The sequence below is a fragment of the Roseibium sp. genome (assembly GCF_965233565.1).
Taxonomy (GTDB): Bacteria; Pseudomonadota; Alphaproteobacteria; order Rhizobiales; family Stappiaceae; genus Roseibium.
In genome coordinates, this window is record NZ_OZ247494.1 from 4,538,133 (window position 1) to 4,559,687 (window position 21,555).

Annotated in this window: 15 protein-coding genes; 9 read left to right on the forward strand and 6 right to left on the reverse strand. The window is 59.7% G+C overall.

Features of this window, described 5'->3' with window-relative positions; translation table 11 throughout:
• The first annotated feature begins 69 nt into the window (after positions 1-69).
• The 6 genes from ACO6TG_RS20730 (at position 70) to ACO6TG_RS20755 (ending at position 6,597) form a co-directional block, all read left to right on the forward strand.
• Positions 70-1,164 (forward strand): polyamine ABC transporter substrate-binding protein, encoded by a 1,095-nt coding sequence (locus tag ACO6TG_RS20730; RefSeq protein ID WP_422374945.1) that lies wholly within the window; start codon positions 70-72, stop codon positions 1,162-1,164.
• A gap of 90 nt (positions 1,165-1,254) precedes the next feature.
• The gene (locus ACO6TG_RS20735) at positions 1,255-2,397 is read left to right on the forward strand and encodes an ABC transporter ATP-binding protein (protein WP_422378921.1); all 1,143 of its coding nucleotides are present in this window, start codon (positions 1,255-1,257) and stop codon (positions 2,395-2,397) included.
• A 5-nt stretch (positions 2,398-2,402) separates the two neighbouring features.
• Entirely contained in the window at positions 2,403-3,332 is a 930-nt protein-coding gene (locus ACO6TG_RS20740; RefSeq protein ID WP_422374946.1) for an ABC transporter permease subunit, read from the forward strand.
• Positions 3,329-4,153 carry an ABC transporter permease gene (locus ACO6TG_RS20745; protein ID WP_422374947.1) on the forward strand — a complete coding sequence of 275 codons (825 nt, stop codon included), beginning with the start codon at positions 3,329-3,331 and terminating at the stop codon, positions 4,151-4,153. Before ACO6TG_RS20740 ends, ACO6TG_RS20745 begins: the two co-directional genes overlap by 4 nt.
• A 141-nt stretch (positions 4,154-4,294) precedes the next feature.
• Positions 4,295-5,446 carry a GNAT family N-acetyltransferase gene (locus ACO6TG_RS20750; protein WP_422374948.1) on the forward strand — a complete coding sequence of 384 codons (1,152 nt, stop codon included), beginning with the start codon at positions 4,295-4,297 and terminating at the stop codon, positions 5,444-5,446.
• The gene (locus tag ACO6TG_RS20755) at positions 5,446-6,597 is read left to right on the forward strand and encodes a GNAT family N-acetyltransferase (protein WP_422374949.1); all 1,152 of its coding nucleotides are present in this window, start codon (positions 5,446-5,448) and stop codon (positions 6,595-6,597) included. Before ACO6TG_RS20750 ends, ACO6TG_RS20755 begins: the two co-directional genes overlap by 1 nt.
• Before the next feature lie 30 nt (positions 6,598-6,627).
• Here ACO6TG_RS20755 and ACO6TG_RS20760 read toward each other — a convergent pair whose 3' ends face one another.
• Positions 6,628-6,873 (reverse strand): DUF6460 domain-containing protein, encoded by a 246-nt coding sequence (locus ACO6TG_RS20760; protein ID WP_422374950.1) that lies wholly within the window; start codon positions 6,871-6,873, stop codon positions 6,628-6,630.
• Positions 6,874-7,177: 304 nt separating this feature from the next.
• Here ACO6TG_RS20760 and ACO6TG_RS20765 point away from each other — a divergent pair, with 304 nt between their 5' ends.
• The 3 genes from ACO6TG_RS20765 to ACO6TG_RS20775 all read left to right on the forward strand — a co-directional run bounded on the left by ACO6TG_RS20765 (position 7,178) and on the right by ACO6TG_RS20775 (position 11,046).
• Entirely contained in the window at positions 7,178-7,873 is a 696-nt protein-coding gene (locus ACO6TG_RS20765) for a CoA transferase subunit A (RefSeq protein ID WP_422374951.1), read from the forward strand.
• A gap of 13 nt (positions 7,874-7,886) precedes the next feature.
• Positions 7,887-8,516, forward strand: a complete 630-nt coding sequence (locus ACO6TG_RS20770; protein ID WP_422374952.1) for a CoA transferase subunit B — start codon at positions 7,887-7,889, stop codon at positions 8,514-8,516.
• A gap of 334 nt (positions 8,517-8,850) precedes the next feature.
• Entirely contained in the window at positions 8,851-11,046 is a 2,196-nt protein-coding gene (locus tag ACO6TG_RS20775) for a putative bifunctional diguanylate cyclase/phosphodiesterase (protein WP_422374953.1), read from the forward strand.
• A gap of 10 nt (positions 11,047-11,056) precedes the next feature.
• On the opposite strand, the gene ftsH is transcribed toward ACO6TG_RS20775, so the two are convergent.
• From ftsH to ACO6TG_RS20800, 5 genes are all read right to left on the reverse strand, one after another.
• A complete protein-coding gene (gene ftsH / locus ACO6TG_RS20780) occupies positions 11,057-12,883 on the reverse strand; it encodes an ATP-dependent zinc metalloprotease FtsH (RefSeq protein WP_422374954.1) in 1,827 nt (608 codons plus the stop codon).
• A gap of 100 nt (positions 12,884-12,983) precedes the next feature.
• Positions 12,984-14,669, reverse strand: a complete 1,686-nt coding sequence (locus ACO6TG_RS20785) for an ABC transporter permease (protein WP_422374955.1) — start codon at positions 14,667-14,669, stop codon at positions 12,984-12,986.
• 115 nt (positions 14,670-14,784) lie between these two features.
• Positions 14,785-15,825 carry a Fe(3+) ABC transporter substrate-binding protein gene (locus ACO6TG_RS20790; RefSeq protein WP_422374956.1) on the reverse strand — a complete coding sequence of 347 codons (1,041 nt, stop codon included), beginning with the start codon at positions 15,823-15,825 and terminating at the stop codon, positions 14,785-14,787.
• A gap of 273 nt (positions 15,826-16,098) precedes the next feature.
• Positions 16,099-16,803 (reverse strand): DUF4336 domain-containing protein, encoded by a 705-nt coding sequence (locus ACO6TG_RS20795; protein WP_422374957.1) that lies wholly within the window; start codon positions 16,801-16,803, stop codon positions 16,099-16,101.
• On the reverse strand, positions 16,803-21,419 hold the full coding sequence (locus ACO6TG_RS20800; RefSeq protein ID WP_422374958.1) for an ATP-binding protein: 4,617 nt from the start codon (positions 21,417-21,419) through the stop codon (positions 16,803-16,805). Before ACO6TG_RS20800 ends, ACO6TG_RS20795 begins: the two co-directional genes overlap by 1 nt.
• Positions 21,420-21,555 lie beyond the last annotated feature (136 nt).

Genomic DNA, 21,555 nt, shown 5'->3' on the forward strand with positions numbered 1-21,555 from the left:
GAATGTCCGTTTGCAATCAGGGACTAGGCCTGAAAACAGGCTGAAACACACTCTGAGGGGAGTTCTCAAATGACGTTGAAATCCATGTTGACCGGTGTCGCCGTTCTCAGCCTGATGAGCGGTGCTGCACTTGCCCAGGACCGGGTGGTGAATGTCTATAACTGGTCGGACTATATCGACGATTCCATTCTGGAAGATTTCACCAAGGAAACCGGCATCAAGGTCGTCTATGACGTCTTTGACAGCAACGAGGTTCTGGAAACAAAGCTTCTGGCCGGTGGCACCGGCTATGACGTGGTCGTGCCGACGGGCACTTTCCTGGCCCGCCAGATCCAGGCCGGCGTGTTTGCTCCGCTCGACAAATCCAAGCTCTCGAACCTGTCCAACATGTGGAAGGACATTGAGGAGCGGGTTGAGAAATACGACCCGGGCAACGCCTATTCCATCAACTACATGTGGGGCACCACCGGCATCGGCTACAATGTCGAAAAGGTGAAAGCAGCCCTGGGCGAAGATGCGCCGGTTGACAGCTGGGACCTTATCTTCAAGCCGGAAAACATCGCGAAGCTGAAGGAATGCGGCGTACACATGCTGGATGCTCCCGCTGAGATGATCCCGGCAGCGCTGAAATATCTTGGCCTGGATCCGGACAGCAAGGACCCGGCGGAAATCAAGAAGGCCGGTGAGCTGCTTGAAACGATCCGCCCGAGCATCCAGAAATTCCATTCGTCGGAATATATCAACGCGCTCGCCAACGGGGATATCTGCGTGGCCATCGGCTGGTCCGGGGACGTGCTGCAGGCCCGCGACCGTGCCGCAGAAGCCGACAACGGCGTGACTGTGGAATACACCATTCCAAAGGAAGGCGCGCAGATGTGGTTCGACCAGATGGCCATTCCGGCCGATGCACCGCATGTGGAAGAAGCACATGAATTCCTGAACTACATCATGCGGCCGGAAGTGATGGCGAAGGCGTCCAACTACGTCTACTACGCCAACGGCAACAAGGCGTCCCAGGAGCACCTCAACGAGGACGTGATCGGTGACACGGCGATCTATCCGGACGAGGCCACCGTCAGCAACCTCTACACCACCACACCGTATCCGCCGAAGGTGCAGCGCGTGGTGACACGCACCTGGACCGGCGTGAAGAGCGGTCAGTAAGCCATGATGCGCCGGGTTCGGAACGGACCCGGCGCTGCTGCTTTTAATGAAATCTCTTAGGGGTGGGGGATTGTTTTGGCAAAGAAATCGATCGGGCCGGTGCGCAAGGAGTTCACGCCCTGGGAGGATCCCGGCCAGGTTCCCTTCATCGAGTTCCGCAATGTCACCAAGAAGTTCGGTGACTTCACAGCGGTCAGAGACCTCTCCCTGAAAATATACGAGCGCGAGTTTTTTGCGCTGCTCGGCGGATCTGGCTGCGGCAAGACCACCTTGATGCGCATGCTTGCCGGTTTCGAGACGCCGACCTCCGGACAGATTTTTCTGGATGGGCAGGACCTTGCCGGTATTCCGCCCTTCAAGCGTCCGTCCAACATGATGTTCCAGTCCTATGCACTGTTTCCACACATGAGCGTGGAAAAGAACATCGCCTTCGGACTGAAACAGGACAAGCTGCCGGAAGCCGAGATCAAGGACCGGGTTGCGGAGATGCTGCGGCTGACCAAGCTGGAGCAATTTGCCAAGCGCAAGCCGCACCAGCTTTCCGGCGGCCAGCGGCAACGCGTTGCGCTTGCCCGCTCATTGGCCAAACGGCCGAAGGTCCTGCTTCTTGACGAGCCGCTCGGTGCACTGGACCGCAAGCTGCGCGAAGAGACCCAATTCGAACTGATGGCCCTTCAGGAAGACCTGAAAATGACCTTCCTGATCGTCACCCACGACCAGGAGGAGGCGATGACCGTCGCCGACCGGATCGCGGTGATGGACAAGGGCGAACTGGTCCAGGTCGCGACGCCGGCTGAGATATACGAGGCACCGAATTCGAAATTCGTCGCCGACTTTATTGGCGACGTGAACCTGATTGAGGCGACCGTCACCGGAAAATCGGAGACCGGAACACAGCTTGACGCCGTCATTGGCGATTTCTCCATCGACAGCGAACAGGTGACGGAGGCCGGTGTCGGCGACAAGGTCTGGTATGCCATTCGGCCGGAAAAGGTGCGCATAGCGCAAGGCCAGCGCGACAGGAGCATCGCCAACCAGGCCGGCGGGATCGTCTGGGACATTGCCTATCTGGGAGACGTCTCCATCATTCACGCAAAAATCGGCGAAGGGGATCACGACACGCTGCGATCGACCTTTGCCAACGTCTCGCGCATGGTGGAGAATCCGATCACCTGGGACGACGAAGTTGTTCTGTCTTTTGACCGGGACGCCGGCGTCATCCTGAAGGGGTAAGCGAGATGTCAGAGGACCAAATAGTCGCTCCCCCAAAACGCAGTCTAGGCGGCTGGCTGCTGATCGCAGCACCCTATTTCTGGTTGCTTATCTTCTTCCTGGCGCCATTCCTCATTGTTTTCAAGATCTCGCTGTCGCAAGTCGCAATTGCCATTCCGCCCTACACGCCGACCTTCGATCTGGCCGAGGGCTGGCAGGCATTTTGGGGCAGTTTCTCCGAATTCTCGGTTGAGAATTATCTCTGGCTGACCGAGGATGATCTCTACTGGAAATCCTACGTTTCCTCCGTTGTCATTGCCGGCATTTCAACATTTCTGACCTTGCTGATCGGTTATCCGATTGCCTATGGCATGGCGCGCAGTCCGCAATCCTGGCGGCCAACGCTGCTGATGCTGGTGATCCTGCCCTTCTGGACCAGCTTCCTGATCCGGGTCTATGCGTGGATCGGGATCCTGAAGAACGAAGGCCTTCTGAACCAGCTGCTGTTGTCGCTCGGACTGATCAGCGAGCCGCTGACCATCCTCAACACCAACATCGCCGTCTATATCGGTATCGTCTATTCCTATCTGCCGTTTCTGGTGTTGCCGCTCTATGCCAGCCTGGAGCGGCTGGATGGCAGTCTGCTGGAAGCGGCGGAAGATCTCGGGTGTCCACCCTGGAAAGCCTTCTGGAAAATCACGGTGCCATTGTCGCTGCCGGGTGTGATTGCGGGCTGTTTCCTGGTCTTTATTCCGGCTGTCGGCGAGTTCGTTATCCCTGATCTTCTGGGAGGCTCTGACACGCTGATGATCGGCAAGACCCTGTGGTCTGAGTTCTTCAACAATCGGGATTGGCCGGTGTCGTCCGCGGTCGCCGTGATCCTGCTGCTGATCCTGGTCATCCCGATCGTGCTCTTCCAGAACCAGCAACAGAAAATGTCGGAGAAAAACGGATGACGCGCGGTCCGACATGGTTCAACGTGACGTCCCTGGTGGCAGGCTTCACGTTCCTCTATCTGCCCATCCTGCTTCTGGTGATCTATTCCTTCAACGAGAGCCGGCTGGTGACGGTCTGGGGAGGTTTTTCGACCAAGTGGTATGCGTCGCTGCTGCAGAACGAGCAACTTCTTGACGCGGCCTGGGTCACGCTTCGGGTCGCGTTTACCTCCGCGACGGTCGCAACGGTGATCGGCACCATGGCCGCGCTGGTCCTGGTGCGTTCAGGCCGGTTTGTCGGGCGCTCGCTCTTTTCCGGGATGATCTTCGCACCGCTTGTGATGCCGGAGGTGATACTCGGGCTGTCTCTGCTGCTCCTGTTCGTGGCCATGGACACGGCAAGAGGCTTCTGGACGGTCATGCTGGCGCATACGACCTTTGCCAGCTGTTATGTCGCCGTCGTGGTGCAATCGCGTCTGGTCGGCTTTGACAAGTCCATCGAGGAAGCAGCCGAGGACCTTGGCTGCCCGCCGGTCAAGACCTTCTTCCTGATCACACTGCCGATTATCCTGCCGGGTGTGATTGCGGGCTGGATGCTGGCATTTACACTGTCGCTCGACGATCTGGTCATAGCCAGTTTCACAACAGGTCCGGGTGCAACCACGCTGCCGATGAAGATCTATTCGCAGGTGCGGCTGGGTGTTACGCCCGAGATCAACGCCGTCTGTACCATCCTGGTCGGTCTCGTGACGATTGGCGTGATTGCAGCTTCCATCGCCACCAAACGGCAGCAGGTTCAGCGTGAACGGGATGAAAGGGCAGCTTTCGGTGCCGAAGGTTGACCATAGGTAAGATCCTGCAATCACACACATTCCGCCTGCTGCTACCGGTTTTTTAACGAACCCGTGCCATAAATGGTAATATCGAAGATGCACTTATTTTGGTTGTGGCATCGCCGGAATTAGCATGGGGAAAAACAGTCGATGACGTGGCTTGGGTCGGAGCAAAAACTGCCTCTGCAAAGTGACCCTGCGTCCGCCCTGATTTTTCGCGAGCTCGAAGCCCCCACGCTGCCGGAACTTGAAGACCTTTATGCGTCTCTTGCCGCGCCTGTTCTGACACCGTTCCAGACGCCGCAGTTTCTGCATGCTCTTCAGGAAACCCAGTGCAAACCGGGGGAGGCTGCCCTGTCGGTCATCCGGTTCAGCGAAGCCGAAGGCAATGGTGCGCCGCTCATGCTGCTGCCTCTGGTCCGGAACCGGCGCGGTCCTTTGCGCGTGATCAGCTTGCCGGATTTTGGCCTGGCGGATCAGAACGCGCCTGTCATCAGCTCCGCGGTCCAAGCGCCGCGCGTGAGCCTGTCTGACGCCGTTGATGCCTATTTTTCCATGCAAGAAGACGCAGACCTTGTCGATGTGAACAAGTTGCATCCGCATGTCGGAAAGATGGACAATCCGCTCTACAGCCAGGCTGGATGTGTGCCTGAGAGCAAAACACTGACCATCGATCTTCAGGCCGGCGCGGGAGAAACCGATTGGCGGCGCAAGTCTGTTTACAAGAAAGCACGGTCCAAGTTTCGCAAGCTCGCCGAACTGGGCGTGGACGTGTCGGAAGCCTCGACGCCCGAAGAGCGTCTTGCCCTGTTCTCGGCTCTTGCCGCGCAGCGCAAGAAGCGTTTTTACCAACTCGGCCGCGTGGACAGTCTGCAGCGTGCTGAAAGGACAGCCTTCTATCGGTGTCTTGCCGGTTTGCAGATGGCTGACACACCCTATACCGGTCTGGCGCTTAAGCAGGGCGGGGACATTGTGGCCGCGATGGTTCTGTTGCGGGCCGGAGACCAGGCAACGGGTGTGCTTGTTTCCATCGGTGATGAACAATGGCACGGCTACTCTCCCGGCATGGTGCTGTTTGCGAAGGCCATCGACTGGGCGATCGACAATGGACTTCGCTGGTTTGCTTTCGGAACGGGGGAACAGGATTACAAGCAAAGATTTGGCGGCTGTCCGCAGGAGACCCGTAGACTGCTGAAACCGCTCAGCGCGCGTGGCCGTCTGTTTTTGCGCGCAAGGGATGCTCATCACACCGCTCAGGAGCTGTTCCAGATCGCACTGGGGCGAAACAAGGCGAGTGCCTGATGGCCGGCAAAACACATCGCGGCGGCCAGGCCAGGGACGGCAGCGGCAGGGCGGTGCAATTTCAGATTTCCCGGCACGCGCGGCCTTCATTCAAGCAACTGAAGACCCTATGGAACAGTCTGGAAGGCGGCGTGGTTGCCTCGCCCTTCCAGATGCCGATGTTTTTGACGGCCTTTCATCAGCACATCGCGCCCTCGACCTGCAGGCGGCCGCTGACCCTCTTGTCTGCAACGCCGAATGGAGGCGAGGCGCCGGCAGCCCTTCTTCCGCTTGTGACAGTCAGGCGCGGCCCGGTCAAAGTGGTGACCATGCCTGATCTCGGCCTTGCCGACCAGAACGCTCCGGTTCTGAGCAAGTGGCTGGTCGAAGACCCTCATTTGGCAGGCTTGGCGTGTGAAGCTCTTCTGGACGCTGTTGGCGGTGGGGATATTCTCGACATACCAAAGGTGGGGCCGCTGATCGGCACAGCGGCAAATCCGTTGTTCGACAGGTCGGAAACGGTCGATGTCGGTTGGACCTACTATTTTGGCGAGGAAGGACTTGCTGCGATTGACGCATCAGGCGGCAAGTCGGTTTTCAAGGAAGCCCGGTCGAAATTCAGGAAACTGCAGCGCCAAGGTGTTGAGTTGCTTGAAGTAACGGATCCGGAAGCACGGCAAGCGTTGCTGGAAGCGCTTCTTGCGCAAAGAGAGACCCGTTTTGCAGCGCTCGACCGGGACAATTCGATCGAAACCGGCAATCGGGCGGATTTCTACAAGGCGATCTCGGCAGCAGACGCGCAGGACTGTCCCTTCAAAATGCTTGCGTTGAAGAAGGGCGAAGAAGTTGTCGCCTCCGTTGTCCTGATGGTGCATGGCGAAAGCGCCAACGGGATCCTGGTCTCCATTGGTGATGTCGCCTGGCACCGGCTGTCGCCGGGGATTGTCCTTGTTGTGCAATCGTTGAAATGGGCCAGGGAAAACGGCATTCGCAATTTCAGCTTCGGCACGGGATTGCAGGACTACAAAAAACGCTTCGGAGCCCAGGAGCTGCCAACGCGCCGCCTGCTGCGGCCTTTGACCGTAAAGGGGCGTGTTTTCGCAACAGCACTCCATGCGAAGCTGCGTGCGAAATCCCTGCTCGAACAGCAGGAACAGACACCGGGTTCTTGAAAACCGATTTGGCCTGAGAACATTTCCCGGTCAGCTGGAGCGCGGCGGCTGGATCAGGTAGATCACCAGCCAGACTGGGACCACGATAAACGCTCCGAGGATCATGTTCGGTATTGCCCAGTCACGGAACTCGATCAGGTATATCCAGAGCTGTATCGGGCTGAGTCCGACTGTGCCAAGGATGTCTTCCGCGGAAATGTTGACAAAGGACAGACCCGCTCCGACCAGCAGGGAAAACACTGCGATTTTGAAGACTGTCGAGAAAAGCGGGTACACAGCAGCTGATTTCTTTCGGTGTGTTGTCCTGAGCATGCGGTTTTGCAGATTGAACGCTGCAACACCCACGCACCTGCTTCCGGATTCTTGTTCTTAAGAATTTACAAACCATAAACAACTTGGCAGAAATCCGGGACGCCAATGGTTTCCAACGAGCAAATATGCAGCGTTTGTGCCGATTAATCGATTAAGTGACGAGGTGCTCATGTTTTTCGCTGCAATGCGGCAAAGAGAACTTGACCGCATTGAGCCGAGCGGCGAATGTGCGCCACACGCATCTTGCGGTCTTAACTGGGAGTGAAACATGAACAAAATTTATCCGGACGCGAAGGCGGCCCTCGAGGGCCTGACCTTTGACGGCATGACGGTCATGGCCGGCGGGTTCGGCCTGTGCGGCATTCCGGAAAATCTGATCGTGGCGCTCCGGGATTCCGGAGCCCAGAACATCACCGCCATTTCCAACAATGCGGGCGTCGATGATTTTGGGCTCGGGCTGCTGCTGCAAACCCGTCAGATCAAGAAGATGGTGTCGTCCTATGTCGGCGAAAACGCCACTTTCGAAAAGCAGTATCTGAACGGTGAGCTGGAGCTGGAGTTCAATCCGCAGGGCACCCTGGCCGAACGTATCCGAGCCGGCGGCGCTGGCATTCCGGGGTTCTACACCAAGACCGGTGTCGGCACCCTGATTGCGGAAGGCAAGGAACACAAGGACTTCAACGGCGAGACCTACATCATGGAAACCGGCCTGGTGGCCGATCTGTCGCTGGTCAAGGCCTGGAAAGCCGACAAGGAAGGCAACCTCGTTTACCGGAAGACCGCGCGGAACTTCAATCCGATGATGGCAACCGCCGGCAAGGTCTGTGTTGTCGAGGTGGAAGAACTGGTCGAGGTCGGTGAGCTGGACGCGGACAACATCCACACGGCCGGCATCTTTGTCGACCGGATCATTGTCGGCAACCACGAAAAACGCATCGAAAAGCGCACAACGCGCGCAGCCTGAGGGAGAAAACATCATGGCCTGGACACGTGATGACATGGCTAAGCGCGCTGCGCAGGAGCTTGAAGACGGTTTTTACGTCAATCTCGGCATCGGTATTCCGACGCTTGTTTCCAACTACATTCCGGACGGCGTTCATGTGACGCTGCAGTCCGAAAACGGCATGCTTGGCATGGGCCCGTTCCCGACCGATGACGAGGTTGATGCGGACCTGATCAATGCCGGTAAACAGACCATCACCGAACTGCCGCAGACGAGCTATTTCTCCTCTGCAGACAGTTTCGGCATGATCCGCGGCGGTCACATCGACCTGTCGATCCTTGGCGCCATGGAAGTTGCCGAGAATGGTGATCTCGCCAACTGGATGATCCCCGGCAAGATGGTCAAGGGCATGGGTGGTGCGATGGACCTTGTCGCCGGCGTCAAGCGCGTCGTGGTGATCATGGACCATACCTCCAAGGCAGGCGATCCTAAGCTTCTGAAAGCGTGTTCGCTGCCTTTGACCGGCGTGCAGTGCGTCGACCGCGTGATCACCAATTTCGGCGTCTTCGACGTTGCCGAAGGCGGGCTGAAGGTCGTTGAACTGGCACCGGACGTGACCCTGGAAGAGGTCAAGGAAAAGACGGAAGCGACGATCCTGTCGTAATCGTCTGTCAAAGCCGGATAGAAGACAGGGCGCCTGCGCTTGACGCAGGCGCCCTTTTTGGTTCGGTGCCGACTTGTTGAAGGAACCTGTCCCGAAACGGCACCCTTTGTATTTTTGACAAGCATTTTTCCTTGTTTGTTAAGGATTGAACCCGCGCCGGCGACCTGAAAAGCGTGCGGGATAATGTGGCTTCGTGCGCAAAATCAACGCAAGTTGCTTCACTGGCAAAGCAATGCCGGAAAGTTTACGAATTTCAGTGTCTTACCAGTCACCCGATGAACCGGGTTTCAAGACTTCCCGGGTATAAGTGCCAGGTATTCTCAGGGAGAAAGTTGTGCCTGGAACACCGAAGGCCGTCGCAAAGCTGGTTGAAATCCTGTCGACCTGGCTTCCCAGCCTGCGCTCGCGCTTCGTGCTGCTGGTTGCCGGGCTGTTTCTGGTCCTGTCCGTCGTCATGATCATGGTCGCCAGCTATCTCGATCTGCGCGACGAGGAACATCGGGTGGTCGCGGACGCAAAGGCGATCGGTGCCACGGTCAGCCGGCTGGCCGTGCCGCACCTGACCAACCATCACTACCTTATTCTGGAACAGGAACTGGAAAGCATTGCCTCGAGCGGAATCGTCGAACTGGCCCAGGTCCACGATCCGGGCCGCGCGGTGACCATCGACAGCGACCCCGCAACCAGCTACTTCGACGAGATGGAGATGCACCCGCTGGTCGCCCGGGCATTGGCAACCGGAGCGGATCAGTTGCGACAGACCCAGGAGCGTGTCGAAATTGCGCTGCCGGTTCGGGATATGGCATCGGAGACGGTTCTCGGTGTCGCTCTGGTTGCGGTGAAACGGGTTCCGGTCAATGGCACCCTGTTTGCCATCTGGGGGCGCAACATTGTCATCACGCTGGTTCTTCTTGTCTTCTGCGTCCCGGTGACCTTTCATTTTGCGGAGAGTTTCGTCCGGCCGATCAAGGCACTGACCCAAACCGCACATACGGTAAGCGACGGCAATTTCGACGCCCCTTTTCCGGTGGACCGCAGGGACGAGATCGGGGTTCTGGCACGTGCCTATCGGGATATGGTTGCGACCATTCGCGCCAACATGGCCCGCATTCACGAGCTGGCCTTTGTCGACCCCGTGACCCGGCTGCCGAACCGTGAGTGTTTCCGGCAGCATTTCAACGCCAACATGTTGGACGGCGTTGGCAAGCCCAACCGTATGTCGGTGCTGTTCATTGATCTGGACCGGTTCAAGCGGGTGAACGACAGTTATGGCCATGATCATGGTGATGCGTTGTTGAAGGAGGTCGCCGCCCGGCTGCAACGTCTTCTGGAAGCGTCCGGCTGCGCCTGCAGAAACGACAGTGGGCTGCAAAAGGCGGGATGCGAGGGCGACCAGGCCGAATTTGCGCCGCTTGTGGCGCGTCTGGGGGGCGACGAATTCGCTGTCATCCTGCCAACGGACAAGCCCAGGAGCAGCGTCTACACGCTCGCAGACGATCTGGTGCAATGCGTTGAGCAGCCACTTGAAATCAACGGGCTGACCATGGCCGTCGGCGCCAGCATCGGGGTGTCCACCTATCCCGACGACGGCAGCGACTACACGGAAATACTGAAAAACGCGGATATCGCCATGTACGCCGCGAAACGAACAGGTGGCAATCGCGCCTGTTTCTACAGCGAAATAGAGCGGGACTCGGGTTCGCACGAGCGCATTCGGCTTGAAGCGGAGCTGAAACGCGCCTTGCTGCGGGATGAATTTGCCGTCGTCTTCCAGCCGAAGATCGATTGCACCTCGATGAAAGTGGTCGGCGCTGAAGTGCTGGTGCGATGGGACCATCCGGAACGCGGCATGCTTTCGCCAGGGGCCTTTATCGATGTCGCAGAAGAAAGCGACCTGATCACCCGTCTGGGAGACCGCGTCCTGGAACTCGCCTGCGAGCAGGGCCGTGTCTGGCTGGATCGTGGCCAGCGTCTGCCGCTGGCCGTCAATGTGTCGATCCGCCAGCTTGAAAAACCAGGTTTCAACAGGCGCGTGCTGGAAACTCTGGAAATGTCCGGGTTTCCTGCTGAACTGCTTCAGTTGGAGGTGACCGAAACCGTCGCGATGGCGGACCCCGAGCGGGTTTCCGAAGCCTCAAGGCCCTTGCTGGAAGCCGGCATCACCTTTGCGATTGACGATTTCGGCACAGGCTACTCCAGCCTCGCGCATCTGCAGCGCCTGCCGTTCAACACGTTCAAGATCGATCGCAGTTTTGTCAGCGGTCTGGGCACGGACAAACACAGCCGGTCGATCGTACAGACGATCCTGGCGATGGCCAGGAGCCTGAATTACGAAGTGGTCGCAGAAGGTGTCGAGACGCTGGAGCAGCAGGCTTTCCTGATGGAAAACGGCTGCACCACTGCGCAAGGGTTCCTGTTTGCCCGCCCGATGCCGGCCGACCATTTCGAGGCCTGGGCAAAGGCGTTTTCCGGCCGCTCGCGCCAGGCCTCCGGCATCACCACGCGAGACGGCACGATCAGCGCGGCCTGATCGGACCGGATTATTCGGCAGCCGCGGGTTCCTGGCGTTCGGCGATCGGGCGGATCGCCGGGAAATCCTGGTCCGTCAGCGTTTCCTTGCTCAAGAGCAGCTCTGCTCCCTGATCCAGCTCCTTGCGATGTTCCTCAAGAAGCTCCTTTGCCCGCGCAAAAGCGCCTTCCACCCGGCTCTTGATCGCAAGATCGATTTCCCGCTGGGTTTCATTGGCAACTTCGACGACATCGCCGGCAGGCTGGCCCAGGAAATTCTGCCGCTGCGCCGAATAGACCCGGTTGCCGAGGGCCTGTTCCATGCCGTAGCGCATGACGATGTCCCGGGCGACTTCCGTCACCTTCTGCAAATCGTCCGAAGCGCCGGTGGAGATTTCGCCGAAGATGATGTCTTCCGCGGCGCGGCCGCCCATCAGCACGGCCATGCGGTTCTCAAGGTCCTGAGTGGACAGGAGAAAGCGGTCTTCGGTCGGCCGCTGCATGGTGTAGCCGAGAGCGCCGACCCCGCGCGGAATGATCGAGATCTTGTGCACCGGATCGCAGCCTTCCAGGTTTGCCGCGACGAGCGCGTGCCCCATTTCGTGGAAGGCAACGGTCCTGCGTTCCTTGTCGGACAGGATCCGGCTGCGCTTTTCCAGCCCGGCAATCACCCGCTCGATCGCCTCGTTGAAATCCTTCAGCGTGACGGCGTCCGCATTGCGCCGGGTCGCCAGCAGGGCAGCCTCATTGACCAGCGTTGCCAGATCGGCGCCGGAGAACCCTGCCGTCAGCTGCGCGACCTGGTCGAGATCGGTCTCCGCGTCGAGCTTGATCTTCTTCACATGGACGTCAAGGATGGCGCGCCGGCCCGGCTTGTCGGGGCGATCGACCAGCACTTGTCTGTCGAAACGGCCGGCGCGAAGCAGCGCTGGATCCAGGATTTCGGGCCGGTTGGTCGCTGCCAGAAGGATGATGCCGCTGGACGGATCAAAGCCGTCGAGCTCCGTCAGAAGCTGGTTGAGCGTCTGTTCCTTTTCGTCGTTTGTGCCCATCGGGCCGCTGGAGCGAGCCCGGCCAAGCGCGTCCAGCTCATCGATGAAAATGATGGCGGGGGCTGCCTTACGGGCCTGTTCGAAGAGATCCCGCACGCGCGCCGCACCGACACCGACAAACATCTCGACAAATTCGGAACCCGAGATGGAGAAAAACGGGACACCTGCCTCGCCGGCGACAGCCCGGGCGAGCAGCGTCTTGCCCGTTCCGGGAGGTCCGACCAGCAGAATGCCCTTGGGCACATGCGCGCCCAGCCGGCCATAGGCTGTCGGGTCCTGCAGGAAGTCGACCACTTCCTTGAGTTCCTGCTTGGCTTCGTCGACGCCGGCAACATTGCTGAAACGTACCTCGACATCCTTTTCGACGAACACTTTCGCCTTGGATTTGCCCACGGTCATCATGCCGCCGATGCCCTGCTTTTCCGCAAACTTGCGAATGAAGAACATCCACAGTCCGAACAGCAGCAACACCGGCAGAACCCAGGACAGGATGTCCCGGATGAAGGTGCTCTGGACCACGCCGGTGAACTTCACATCGTATTTGCTGAGCTCCTCCGCCAGCGGAACCTCCACCCGCGTTGTCACGAAATACTGTTTGCCGTCCTTCAGCGGCTCCTTGAACTTGCCCTCAATGACATTTTCCTTGATCGCGATTTCTTCGATCTTCTTGTCCTTGAGGTACTGTTCGAACTGGCTGTAGGGGATCTGTTCGACGGTTTTGTAGGTAGTCCACCAGCTCTGGAACATCAGCACCAGCATCATGGCGATGAAGGCGTACCAAAGATTGATCTGGTGTTTCTTGTCCATCTGAAATCCGTCCGGGTTGTGATCGAATATGTGCAGCCATTGGGGCGGGGTGAGGTTGCGCTGTCAAGATGTTCACCGGCCTGGGCCGAAAGGCCGAGACTCAGACCGCGGGACCGGCCTGACGTTTTGACAGGCGCGTGCGGAATGTCGACGCGCTGGTGCGCGCCAGATAGATCACGGGGATCAGGCCGACAAGGACAATGGCCAGCGACGGCAGGGCGGCTTCTTCGAAGGCTTCACGGGAGGCGGCTTCGAACACTGTCGTTGCCAGCGTTTCGAAATTGAACGGGCGCAGCAGGATCGTTGCCGGCAGCTCCTTCATGCAATCCACGAAACTGAGCAGGGCCGCAGACAGCAGGACCGGTTTCAGGATCGGCAGATGAACCTGGGTCAGGGTCTGGCCCGTGTTGCGGCCAAGGGTGCGGGCGGCCATGTCGAGATGCGGACTGATGCGTCCGAAACCGCCTTCCACCTGGCCATAGGAAACGGCCAGGAAACGGACCACATAAGCGTAGACAAGACCGGTGCCGCTGCCCAGGAGAAGCAGGCCGGTGTCGATGCCGAACCAGGCCTCCATGCGCGCGTCCAGGAAGTTGTCGAACGTTGCCAGAGGGGTCAGGATGCCGATGGCCAGCACGGTGCCCGGGATGGCGTAGCCGATCGAGGCCAGCCGCACGGCGCTCTTGAGCGGGCCATTGGCGTTAAGGCGCAGCGCATAGGCAAGGGAAACGGAAATCAATACTGTCAGCAGCGCTGCGACGGCAGCCAGGCTGAAACTGTTCCAGATGGTTGTCAGGAAACCTTCGGAGAGAACAAAATCGAGCCGCCGGCTGGCGCGGTCGGCCAGCAACAGGCCGGGAACCACGAAACCGACAAAAATCGGGGTGCCGCAGAGAAACAGCGCAAGGCCCGCTTGAACGGGTTTCAGGTTGAACCGGGTGGGAGGACGCTGTTTGGAGCTGCCGCTGTCAAACCGTTGCTTGCGACGGCCGAACCGTTCCAGCCACAAAAGCAGAAACACCATCAGCAGCATGGCGAGCGCAAGCTGTGCCGCACCGGCCAGGCTCGACCGGTTGAGCCAGGTGTCATAGACGGAGAAAGTCAGGGTCTTGACCCCGAAAAACGTGACCGCACCGATGTCGTTGAGGCATTCCATCAGGGCGAGAGATACACCGATGGCAATGGCCGGGCGGGCGAGCGGCAGTGCGACCCGGAAGAAAAGACCATAGGGGGACGCCCCAAGGGTCCGTGAAACATCCAGCGTCGACGCCGACTGGATCAGAAAGCTCGCCCGGGTGGTCAGATAGACATAAGGGTAAAGCACAGCGCCCATAACAAAGATGGCGCCGCCGAGAGAGCGGATTTCGGGGAACCAGTAGTCCCGCGATGTCTTGAAACCGAAGAGATCCCGGATCAGGCTCTGGACCGGGCCGGTATAGTCAAGCACTTCAACATAGGCGAAGGCGACGATATAGGTCGGAACGGCCAGCGGGACCAGCAACGCCCAGTCCATGAAGCGTCGCCCGGGAAAATTGCACATTGTGACAAGCCAGGCCGTGGCCACACCCGTAACGCCAGTCGTCAGACCCACACCCAGCATCAGCAGCAGGGTTGTCTGAACGGCGCCGGGTAGCACGGTCGCCAGCATGTGACCCCAAACGTCCGTGGCCGGCGTCAGTGCGATCCAGACGATTGCCCCGATTGGCAGCAGCACGAACGCCGCGATCACAAGCGCTGCAACCTGCCAGAAACGGTCAACAATGGATTGGGTGGGCGTGCGCAGCAAGGCTGGTCTTTTCGTTGGGAATGGTTCGCAGGAAGCTCTAGCGGCAAATCCTGAAAAATGCAAAAAGCGCCGCGGCGAGCGCGGCGCTTTTCACGTGGTTGATCAGAGACCTGTCTTAGGACGCCGGGCCATTGTCGAAGCCGACCTTGTCGACCAGCTCGCTGGCGGTCTTGCGGTTCTTGGCAATGTCGTCGAGCGACAGGCTGTCCGGTGTCAGGTCGCCCCAGCTTTGAACGCGCTCGGAGACTTCCACGCCCGGGGTAACCGGGTATTCGAAATTGGTCTCGGCGTAGATCTTCTGGGCGTCAGCGGAGCTCAGGAATTCGATCAGCTTGACTGCGTTGTCCTTGTTCGGGGCGTTCTTGGCGAGAACGATGCCGGCCAGGTTCACGTGCGTGCCGCGATCGGCTGCATTCGGGAACAGGATGCGGACGGATTTCGCCCATTCCTTCTGTTCCGGCTCTTTGTCGTTGGTTTCCATCTTGCCCATGTAATAGGTGTTGCCGATGGAAATGTCGCACTCGCCGGCATAGATGGCCTTGACCTGGGCGCGGTCGTTGCCGGCCGGCTTGCGGGCCAGGTTGTCACGGACGCCTGCCAGCCACTCTTCGGTCTTTTCCTCGCCGTGATGGGCAACCATGGAAGCGATCAGGCCGATGGTGTAGACGTGCTGACCGGAACGGGTGCACAGGCGACCCTTCCACTTCGGATCAGCCAGCTCTTCATAGGTGATGCTGTCTTGTTCGACGCGATCCCTGGAGGCATAGATGATGCGCGCACGGTTGGTCAGGCCGATCCAGTGACCTTCCGGATCACGGTACTGAGCCGGGATGTTTTCGTTGACGACGTCGGAGACGACCGGCTGGGTGATGCCGAGCTGCTTGGCGCCATCCAGGCGGCCGATGTCGACGGTCAGAAGAACGTCGGCCGGGGAGTTGTCGCCTTCGGCTGCAATGCGCTCGCCCAGGCCCTTGGAGGCGAAGACGACGTTTGCCTTGACGCCGGTTTCAGCCGTGAATGCATCCAGCAGCGGCTGGATCAGGAATGGCTGGCGGTAGGAATAGATGTTCACTTCGCCGTCGGCGATTGCCGGCGTCGCAAGGGATGCGGAGGTCAGAGCAACGGCACCTGCGAGGGCGCTAAGCGTGGCACGCATGAAAGTCTCCCAGTCAACTGGTTGTTCTCGCCCGGGACGGATCGGCCCGGTGCTTGGCCGGGAATATGTCGCGCTCTCTCTTGGAAGTCAATAAAGTCAGTAAAATCAATACTTTAGAATGATTCAAAACTAACTGGAGACTGAAACTCCACTATTGATGGAAAAACTGGAAGAAAAACAGGAGTTTAAAACTCGACTTTAGGGGCGGGGAAAGAGGCGGAGGTCGAAGGAAACGCGATCACGAACGTGTTACCGGCAAGGTGAGGCGGAAGGTCACACCCAGGCGAAGGCTTTTTCCAGAAAGGCCTTGCCACCGTTGGACTGCCAGACACCATGGGCCATGATGACCTTGTCCGGGTTCCAGGCGAGGATCTCGGATTTGCAGGCGCGCGCCTTGCGGCGGTTGAAAAAACTGAGCCGCCATTCCAGGGGCGCGTAGCCCTTACCTTCGACGATGCCCCACAGCCCGGCGATCCAGCGCTGCCAGGGTTTCCAGTGCCGGTCCAGAAAGCCCTGCGAAAAATGCTCGCTGAGATCAGCCAGGACAACGGTTGCCGACGGCCGGTGAAAGAAAACGACTTCGTCCATGACCGGAGACCCGGAAAACCGGACCATCTTGAAGACATCCTGCCAGTCGGCCGGCGCCTCATCCTTTAGTGCGGCCTCGAACGCAAGATCCGTGCGTTTGTCGATGGTGCTTTGCGGGCCCCAGAGCTTCGCGTCGGGCCACGCTTTTTTCCAGTCCTGCAGGAAGAGGTGATGGATCTTGTTGGGGCTGACGAGGTGTCTCGGCCGGCCGAGGGCCTCGACCTGCCGTTTGACGTCGTCTGTCAGCGCGATTGGCGACCAGACCCAGAGATCCCCATCCGGCAGCCGGACAATCACAGAGCGGGTCGGATAGGCAAAGCCATAAAAGGAGACAGTCTCTCCTTCCAGGATCCAGATGTCATCGGCAACCTGGATCGGGGCCCCTGTCATTATTCTGCGAGCACTCTTTGCGTCGGGAAGACAATCTCTACCAGAGTGCCCTGGTCAGGCGTGGAATCGATATGGAAGCTCGCCCTGTTGGCTTCCACCAGCGCCTTGGTCAGAGGCAGGCCGAGGCCGGTGCCACCACCGCGGCTGGCCGTATGCAGCTGGCGGAACGGTTCGAGCGCAGCGGTCAGCTGTTTTGCTGTCATGCCCGTGCCGGTGTCCCGTACCCTGAGCGCAACCTCGCCATTGCTTTCCAGGGCGGTCGACAGGATCACCTGGCCTCCGGACCGGTTGTACTTGATGGCATTCGACAGGAGATTGAGTACAATCTGGCGCAGCGAGCGCGGATCGGCAACCACATTGGGAACCGCCTCCGGGAGGCTGGCCCGGATGATGACCCGTTCCCGGTTCGCCTGCGGCTGCATCAGCGCCACGCATTCATTGATGACATCGCTCGTCGATACGGCAGAGAATTTGAGATCCAGCTTGCCGGCTTCGATCTTGGACAGATCCAGAAGGTCGTTGACCAGGCTCATGATGTGCGAACCGGAGGTGCGGATGTCCTTCAAATAGTCCTTGTAGCGATCGTTGCCGATCGGCCCGAAACGCTCTTCCATCATGACTTCGGAAAAACCGATAATGGCGTTGAGTGGCGTACGGATCTCGTGACTGATCTTGGCCAGGAAATCCGACTTGGCCGAACTCGCGTCTTCTGCCTGGCGCTTGGCCTGGGTGAGTTCTTCCTCTGCCGTCTTCCACTGGGTGATATCGCGCAGGACAGCGCAATATTTGGCGTCGTCCTCCGCACCGCTGATCCGGCCCATGGTCATGAACAGCGGGATCAGGCCGCCCGCCGGGACAGAGCCCAGCACTTCGCGGCCGTCATTTAAGATGCTGGCCACGCCGTTGCGCGACAGGCCGTCCAGATAGTCGGCCGCGGCCCGGTGACTTTCGGGTGCCAGGAACTCGGTAAAGGGCGCACCGATCATGTCGGACCTGTTGGCGCTGAAAAGCGCTTCTGCCGAACCGTTCACCTTCAGGATCGTGCCGTGCTGGTCCAGCACCAGGACGCCGTCGGTCGCCGTTTCCAGGATCGTGTCCATTTCGGCGATCTGGCTGTGGGCATTGTCCAGTTCCGACCGGACTTCCGCAAAGAAGTTGGGCGAAGCCGGCGCGGCCGTAGACGATGTTGGCGGCGACCTGCGCTCGGTGATGGAGATCATCAGGCCCCGGCTGCCGTTCCAGGGCACCGAATGCATATGCGCATCCACGGTGAGAACACCACCATCGGCCAGGCGCAGTTTCATCGCCTCGTCAACCTCGCCGTCCATGCCGGCGGCATCGGGCAGTTCTTCCGTGTCGTCGATGAACAGCGCTTCCAGGCCGCCGACCTGCGACAGCTTGGCGATCGACTTGTAGCCGATCATGGCGAGCAACGCCTTGTTTGCATAAAGGACTTCACGGTCGTGCACGATGGCGATGCCGATCGGCAGCCGGTCAAGCAGGCTTGGATCGATCGGACCGGCTTCCGGCACCTCCGGCGGCAGCTCGTCTTCCGGCTCGTCTTCTGCCTGTTCGGGTTCGTCGAAATCCTCCAGGTCGCCCTCAAGCCGTGCCCCGAGCGCCTCCGCGATCTTGCGGAAGGCCGCTCTTTCGGGCCGCGAGAGGCCTGATGTGTCGACAGGGACAACGCGCGGCTTGACGGTTGCCAGCGGAATGACTTCACCGGTCGTCGGCCGCTCCGGTTCCGTTGTTTCGGAGGGCGCGTCTGCCGCCTGGTCTTCCGTTTCAAAGGCAGCGGTCTCTTCGAAGAACTCGCGCTCATCGGCCGCAATGCTGTCTTCGTCATCGGCAGCATCGGGCTGCAGGATGTCGTCCAGCTCTGCCGTGGTGGCCGCTATGGCGTCGTCTTCGGCCTCAGCGCTCTCTTCCGTTGCACCTTGCTGAAGCTCCCGCTCCTCCGGAGCACGGTCGCTGTCTTCCGTTGCCGCGGCGTCCTCGTCGGTGTCGTCGTCTGCAAGGTGTTCCGCAGTCTCATCCGCCGACATCTCGGGCTCGGCCGACGGCGCGGTTTCAATGTCCTGCTGCGCAGGTGTTTCCTCGTCAAAGAGGTCGCGGGATTTCTTCTCTGCCGCCTTGTAGGATTTTGCCAGTGATTTGACTGCGCTTTCGATCTCCGCGGGCGCAAGCGTCGCCGGACCGGAGATCCCGGATGGTGCATCTTCGCTGGACGTCGAAGGTGCCGCCGGTTCAACGTCCGCGTCCCCGGTGATCTCTGCCACGGTTTCTTCGGCGCTCTCCTCGGCTGTCTCGGACGTTTCGTCAGTAGCCTCGATTGCCTCGGGCTGCGAAGGCGCCGCCTCGGTCACGGAAGTATCGGTATTGAGGTCAGCGGAATCTGCCTTGTCTTCTACGTCTTCCTGAGCCTCGGTTGCAGTCGCCTCCGGCTCTTCGTCAGTGTCGGCGAGCGTCTCATCAAGATCTGCTGTTTCCGGCCGGCCGCTCTGCAAGGCTTCCAGCTTGGAATCCAGCGCTGCTCCGGGCAAGTCGGCTGCTGCATCTGCGCTTTGCGTCTCAGCGGGGGAAGCGGCAGCCTGTGCTTCATCGGTTGTCGTCTCCTCGGCCTCCGCTTCGGTGGCTGCAACGGCGGGTGGCGTTTCCGGTTCAGCCGGTTCCTGCGGCTTTTGTGGCGACTTCCCGGTGAATCTTGCAAGGGATCCGACCAGGGCAGCAGCGCTTGCGCCGAGGAAGGTCTTGCCGGCCAGCGAGTCCGGCTGTGCCGGTTTGAGGTCGTCCACAGAGGCCTCGGCTTTCGGCGCGGGAGCGTTCTCAATCGTTTCCGCAGTCGTATCTGCGACTGTCTCGCTGGTCGCATCCAAGGTCGCGGTCTCTTCGGCCCGGGTCTCGAGTGGAGCCTCGAGCGGGTCCCCGGAGCCGTCGGCTCCGGTCTCCTCAATGCCCGTTTCTGAAACGGCTTCGGTCGCTTCGGCCAGTTCTGGGGTCTCCTGCTCGATCGAAGCTTCTTCGTCGGAGGGAGCCTGATCCGTCGGCTCTGCGTCGACAGGGTCCGCAACGAGTGCTGCAGCGGCGGGCACGGTAGAAGCGGTCTGACTGTCGGCATCCGGAACCGCATCGGCCGTGCGGCAAACGCCAAAGCCGCGATATCCTTCAAACTTGCGGTTCCGGTCGAAGGCGGGCAGGGCGGCCATGTCAACGGGAACACGAAGTGCCGCGCCGCTTACCGGCCAGTCGACGGTCTTGCCGCTCCAGGTGTCCCGCCGGTCAAGAGCCCTGGCAATCTGGCTGCGCGGGTCTAGATCGAACCGTTCCGCGACCTCCACCCAGGTCTGACCGACAATGTCGGTCGCCTCGGGACCAAGCACGTCGGCAAATTCATCTGAGAGGAAAGTGAAACGCTGGTCGATATCCATCTTCCAGGCAAACCGCACGGGGCGCCGGCGGGGCTGGAAGACGAAGCCGCTAGCGTCGTGGGGTGCCGTCTCAGCCCCGGGTGCTTCATCGGCCTCTGAAAGGCTTTCGTCCGGCGCGTCTTCATCCGTCTGAGCGACCGCATCCGCATCCATGTCTTGCGATCCGGCAGACGCCTGGCTGTCTTCCTCTTGGGGCGCGTCTTCAATAGGCTCTGGACGGTTCGGCAGGTCGTCTTCGTTGGAGACAACCTCTGAAGGGAGTTCTTCCGCCTCCGGCTCTTCAAGCGCGGCATCTTCCGGCTCCGCTTCCTCAGCCTGATCCGAAGTCTGCGGAGTATTCAAGTCCGATACGCCACCATCCAGGTGATCTGGGCCTGCATCGAGCTCCGGCTCTGCGTCGTCAGCCCGGACCCAGGCGCTCTCTTCGTCGACCTTGAGTGTTTCCGCTTCGCTGGTCTCCTCGAGTGTCGGCGCGCTTATGGTATCCGCTGCGACGCCAGCCAGCATGGCAGCGCCAGCTTGGGCAGGTTGATCCGCAAGGTCATCATCCGCGACAGCGTCTTCAACGGCGTTGTTGTCCAGCACGATGAGCCTTTGCCGCTCGGAAACTTTCAGCACAACCCCTTCGTGATAGGTCCCTTCCAGCTCGATCGGTCCGAACAGCGCCGACTGGTCGGCGGGCAGGTCGAGGTCTTCCGGCGTTCCGGTGAGTGCACCAAGCTGTTCGACAACCATGCCACCGGCGCTGACAAAGACCGTCGATGTTTCGGACCCCAGCAAGTGGGCAAATCCGGTCAACGGATCTTTTGACGCGATCAGCCCCTTGTCCCCGCAGACGATCAATGCGGCGGCCTCGCCCGTTTCCAGGTCCAGACGTTTGCACTGGCAGGTCAGCAGCATGACCCTGAGGCCACGGTAGAAGCGCAGCCTGTCGATGGAGAACTTGTCCGTCTGGCCTGCCTCGGCGATACGCGCGATATGCGGCCTTGCGGGCGACCGCTCAAGGGCCGTCAGTCGGATCAGGTCCTGAACCGAATGAGCCGCAAAAAAGGCGGCACCGGCGCTGTTCGCCCACAGTACACGCGCGCCGTCGGCCGAAAAAAGCCAGGCAGCTTTCTTGTCGGCAACAAGCTGAACCAGATCTTCCCTGGCAGACAGGTCCAGAAAGGATTGGGTCTGTTCGTCCATGGCTCTGCTCCAAACGGGTCGGCGACCCCTCATTGATCAGGTGCGCGGCGCCGGGTTTGCCTGCATTGGTAAACACTCCGTTAATACAAGCAAACGCTTACGCCGTCCACGTAAAGCAAGGTTGCTAAAGGGGTTA

Bases quoted from the DNA above. Each gene is read 5' to 3' on its own strand.
- ftsH (WP_422374954.1), bottom strand. From the start codon at position 12,883: ATGGACAAGAAACACCAGATCAATCTTTGGTACGCCTTCATCGCCATG.
- ACO6TG_RS20745 (WP_422374947.1), top strand. From the start codon at position 3,329: ATGACGCGCGGTCCGACATGGTTCAACGTGACGTCCCTGGTGGCAGGC.
- ACO6TG_RS20790 (WP_422374956.1), bottom strand. From the start codon at position 15,825: ATGCGTGCCACGCTTAGCGCCCTCGCAGGTGCCGTTGCTCTGACCTCC.
- ACO6TG_RS20800 (WP_422374958.1), bottom strand. From the start codon at position 21,419: ATGGACGAACAGACCCAATCCTTTCTGGACCTGTCTGCCAGGGAAGAT.
- ACO6TG_RS20795 (WP_422374957.1), bottom strand. From the start codon at position 16,803: ATGACAGGGGCCCCGATCCAGGTTGCCGATGACATCTGGATCCTGGAA.
- ACO6TG_RS20750 (WP_422374948.1), top strand. From the start codon at position 4,295: ATGACGTGGCTTGGGTCGGAGCAAAAACTGCCTCTGCAAAGTGACCCT.
- ACO6TG_RS20730 (WP_422374945.1), top strand. From the start codon at position 70: ATGACGTTGAAATCCATGTTGACCGGTGTCGCCGTTCTCAGCCTGATG.
- ACO6TG_RS20740 (WP_422374946.1), top strand. From the start codon at position 2,403: ATGTCAGAGGACCAAATAGTCGCTCCCCCAAAACGCAGTCTAGGCGGC.
- ACO6TG_RS20765 (WP_422374951.1), top strand. From the start codon at position 7,178: ATGAACAAAATTTATCCGGACGCGAAGGCGGCCCTCGAGGGCCTGACC.
- ACO6TG_RS20770 (WP_422374952.1), top strand. From the start codon at position 7,887: ATGGCCTGGACACGTGATGACATGGCTAAGCGCGCTGCGCAGGAGCTT.
- ACO6TG_RS20755 (WP_422374949.1), top strand. From the start codon at position 5,446: ATGGCCGGCAAAACACATCGCGGCGGCCAGGCCAGGGACGGCAGCGGC.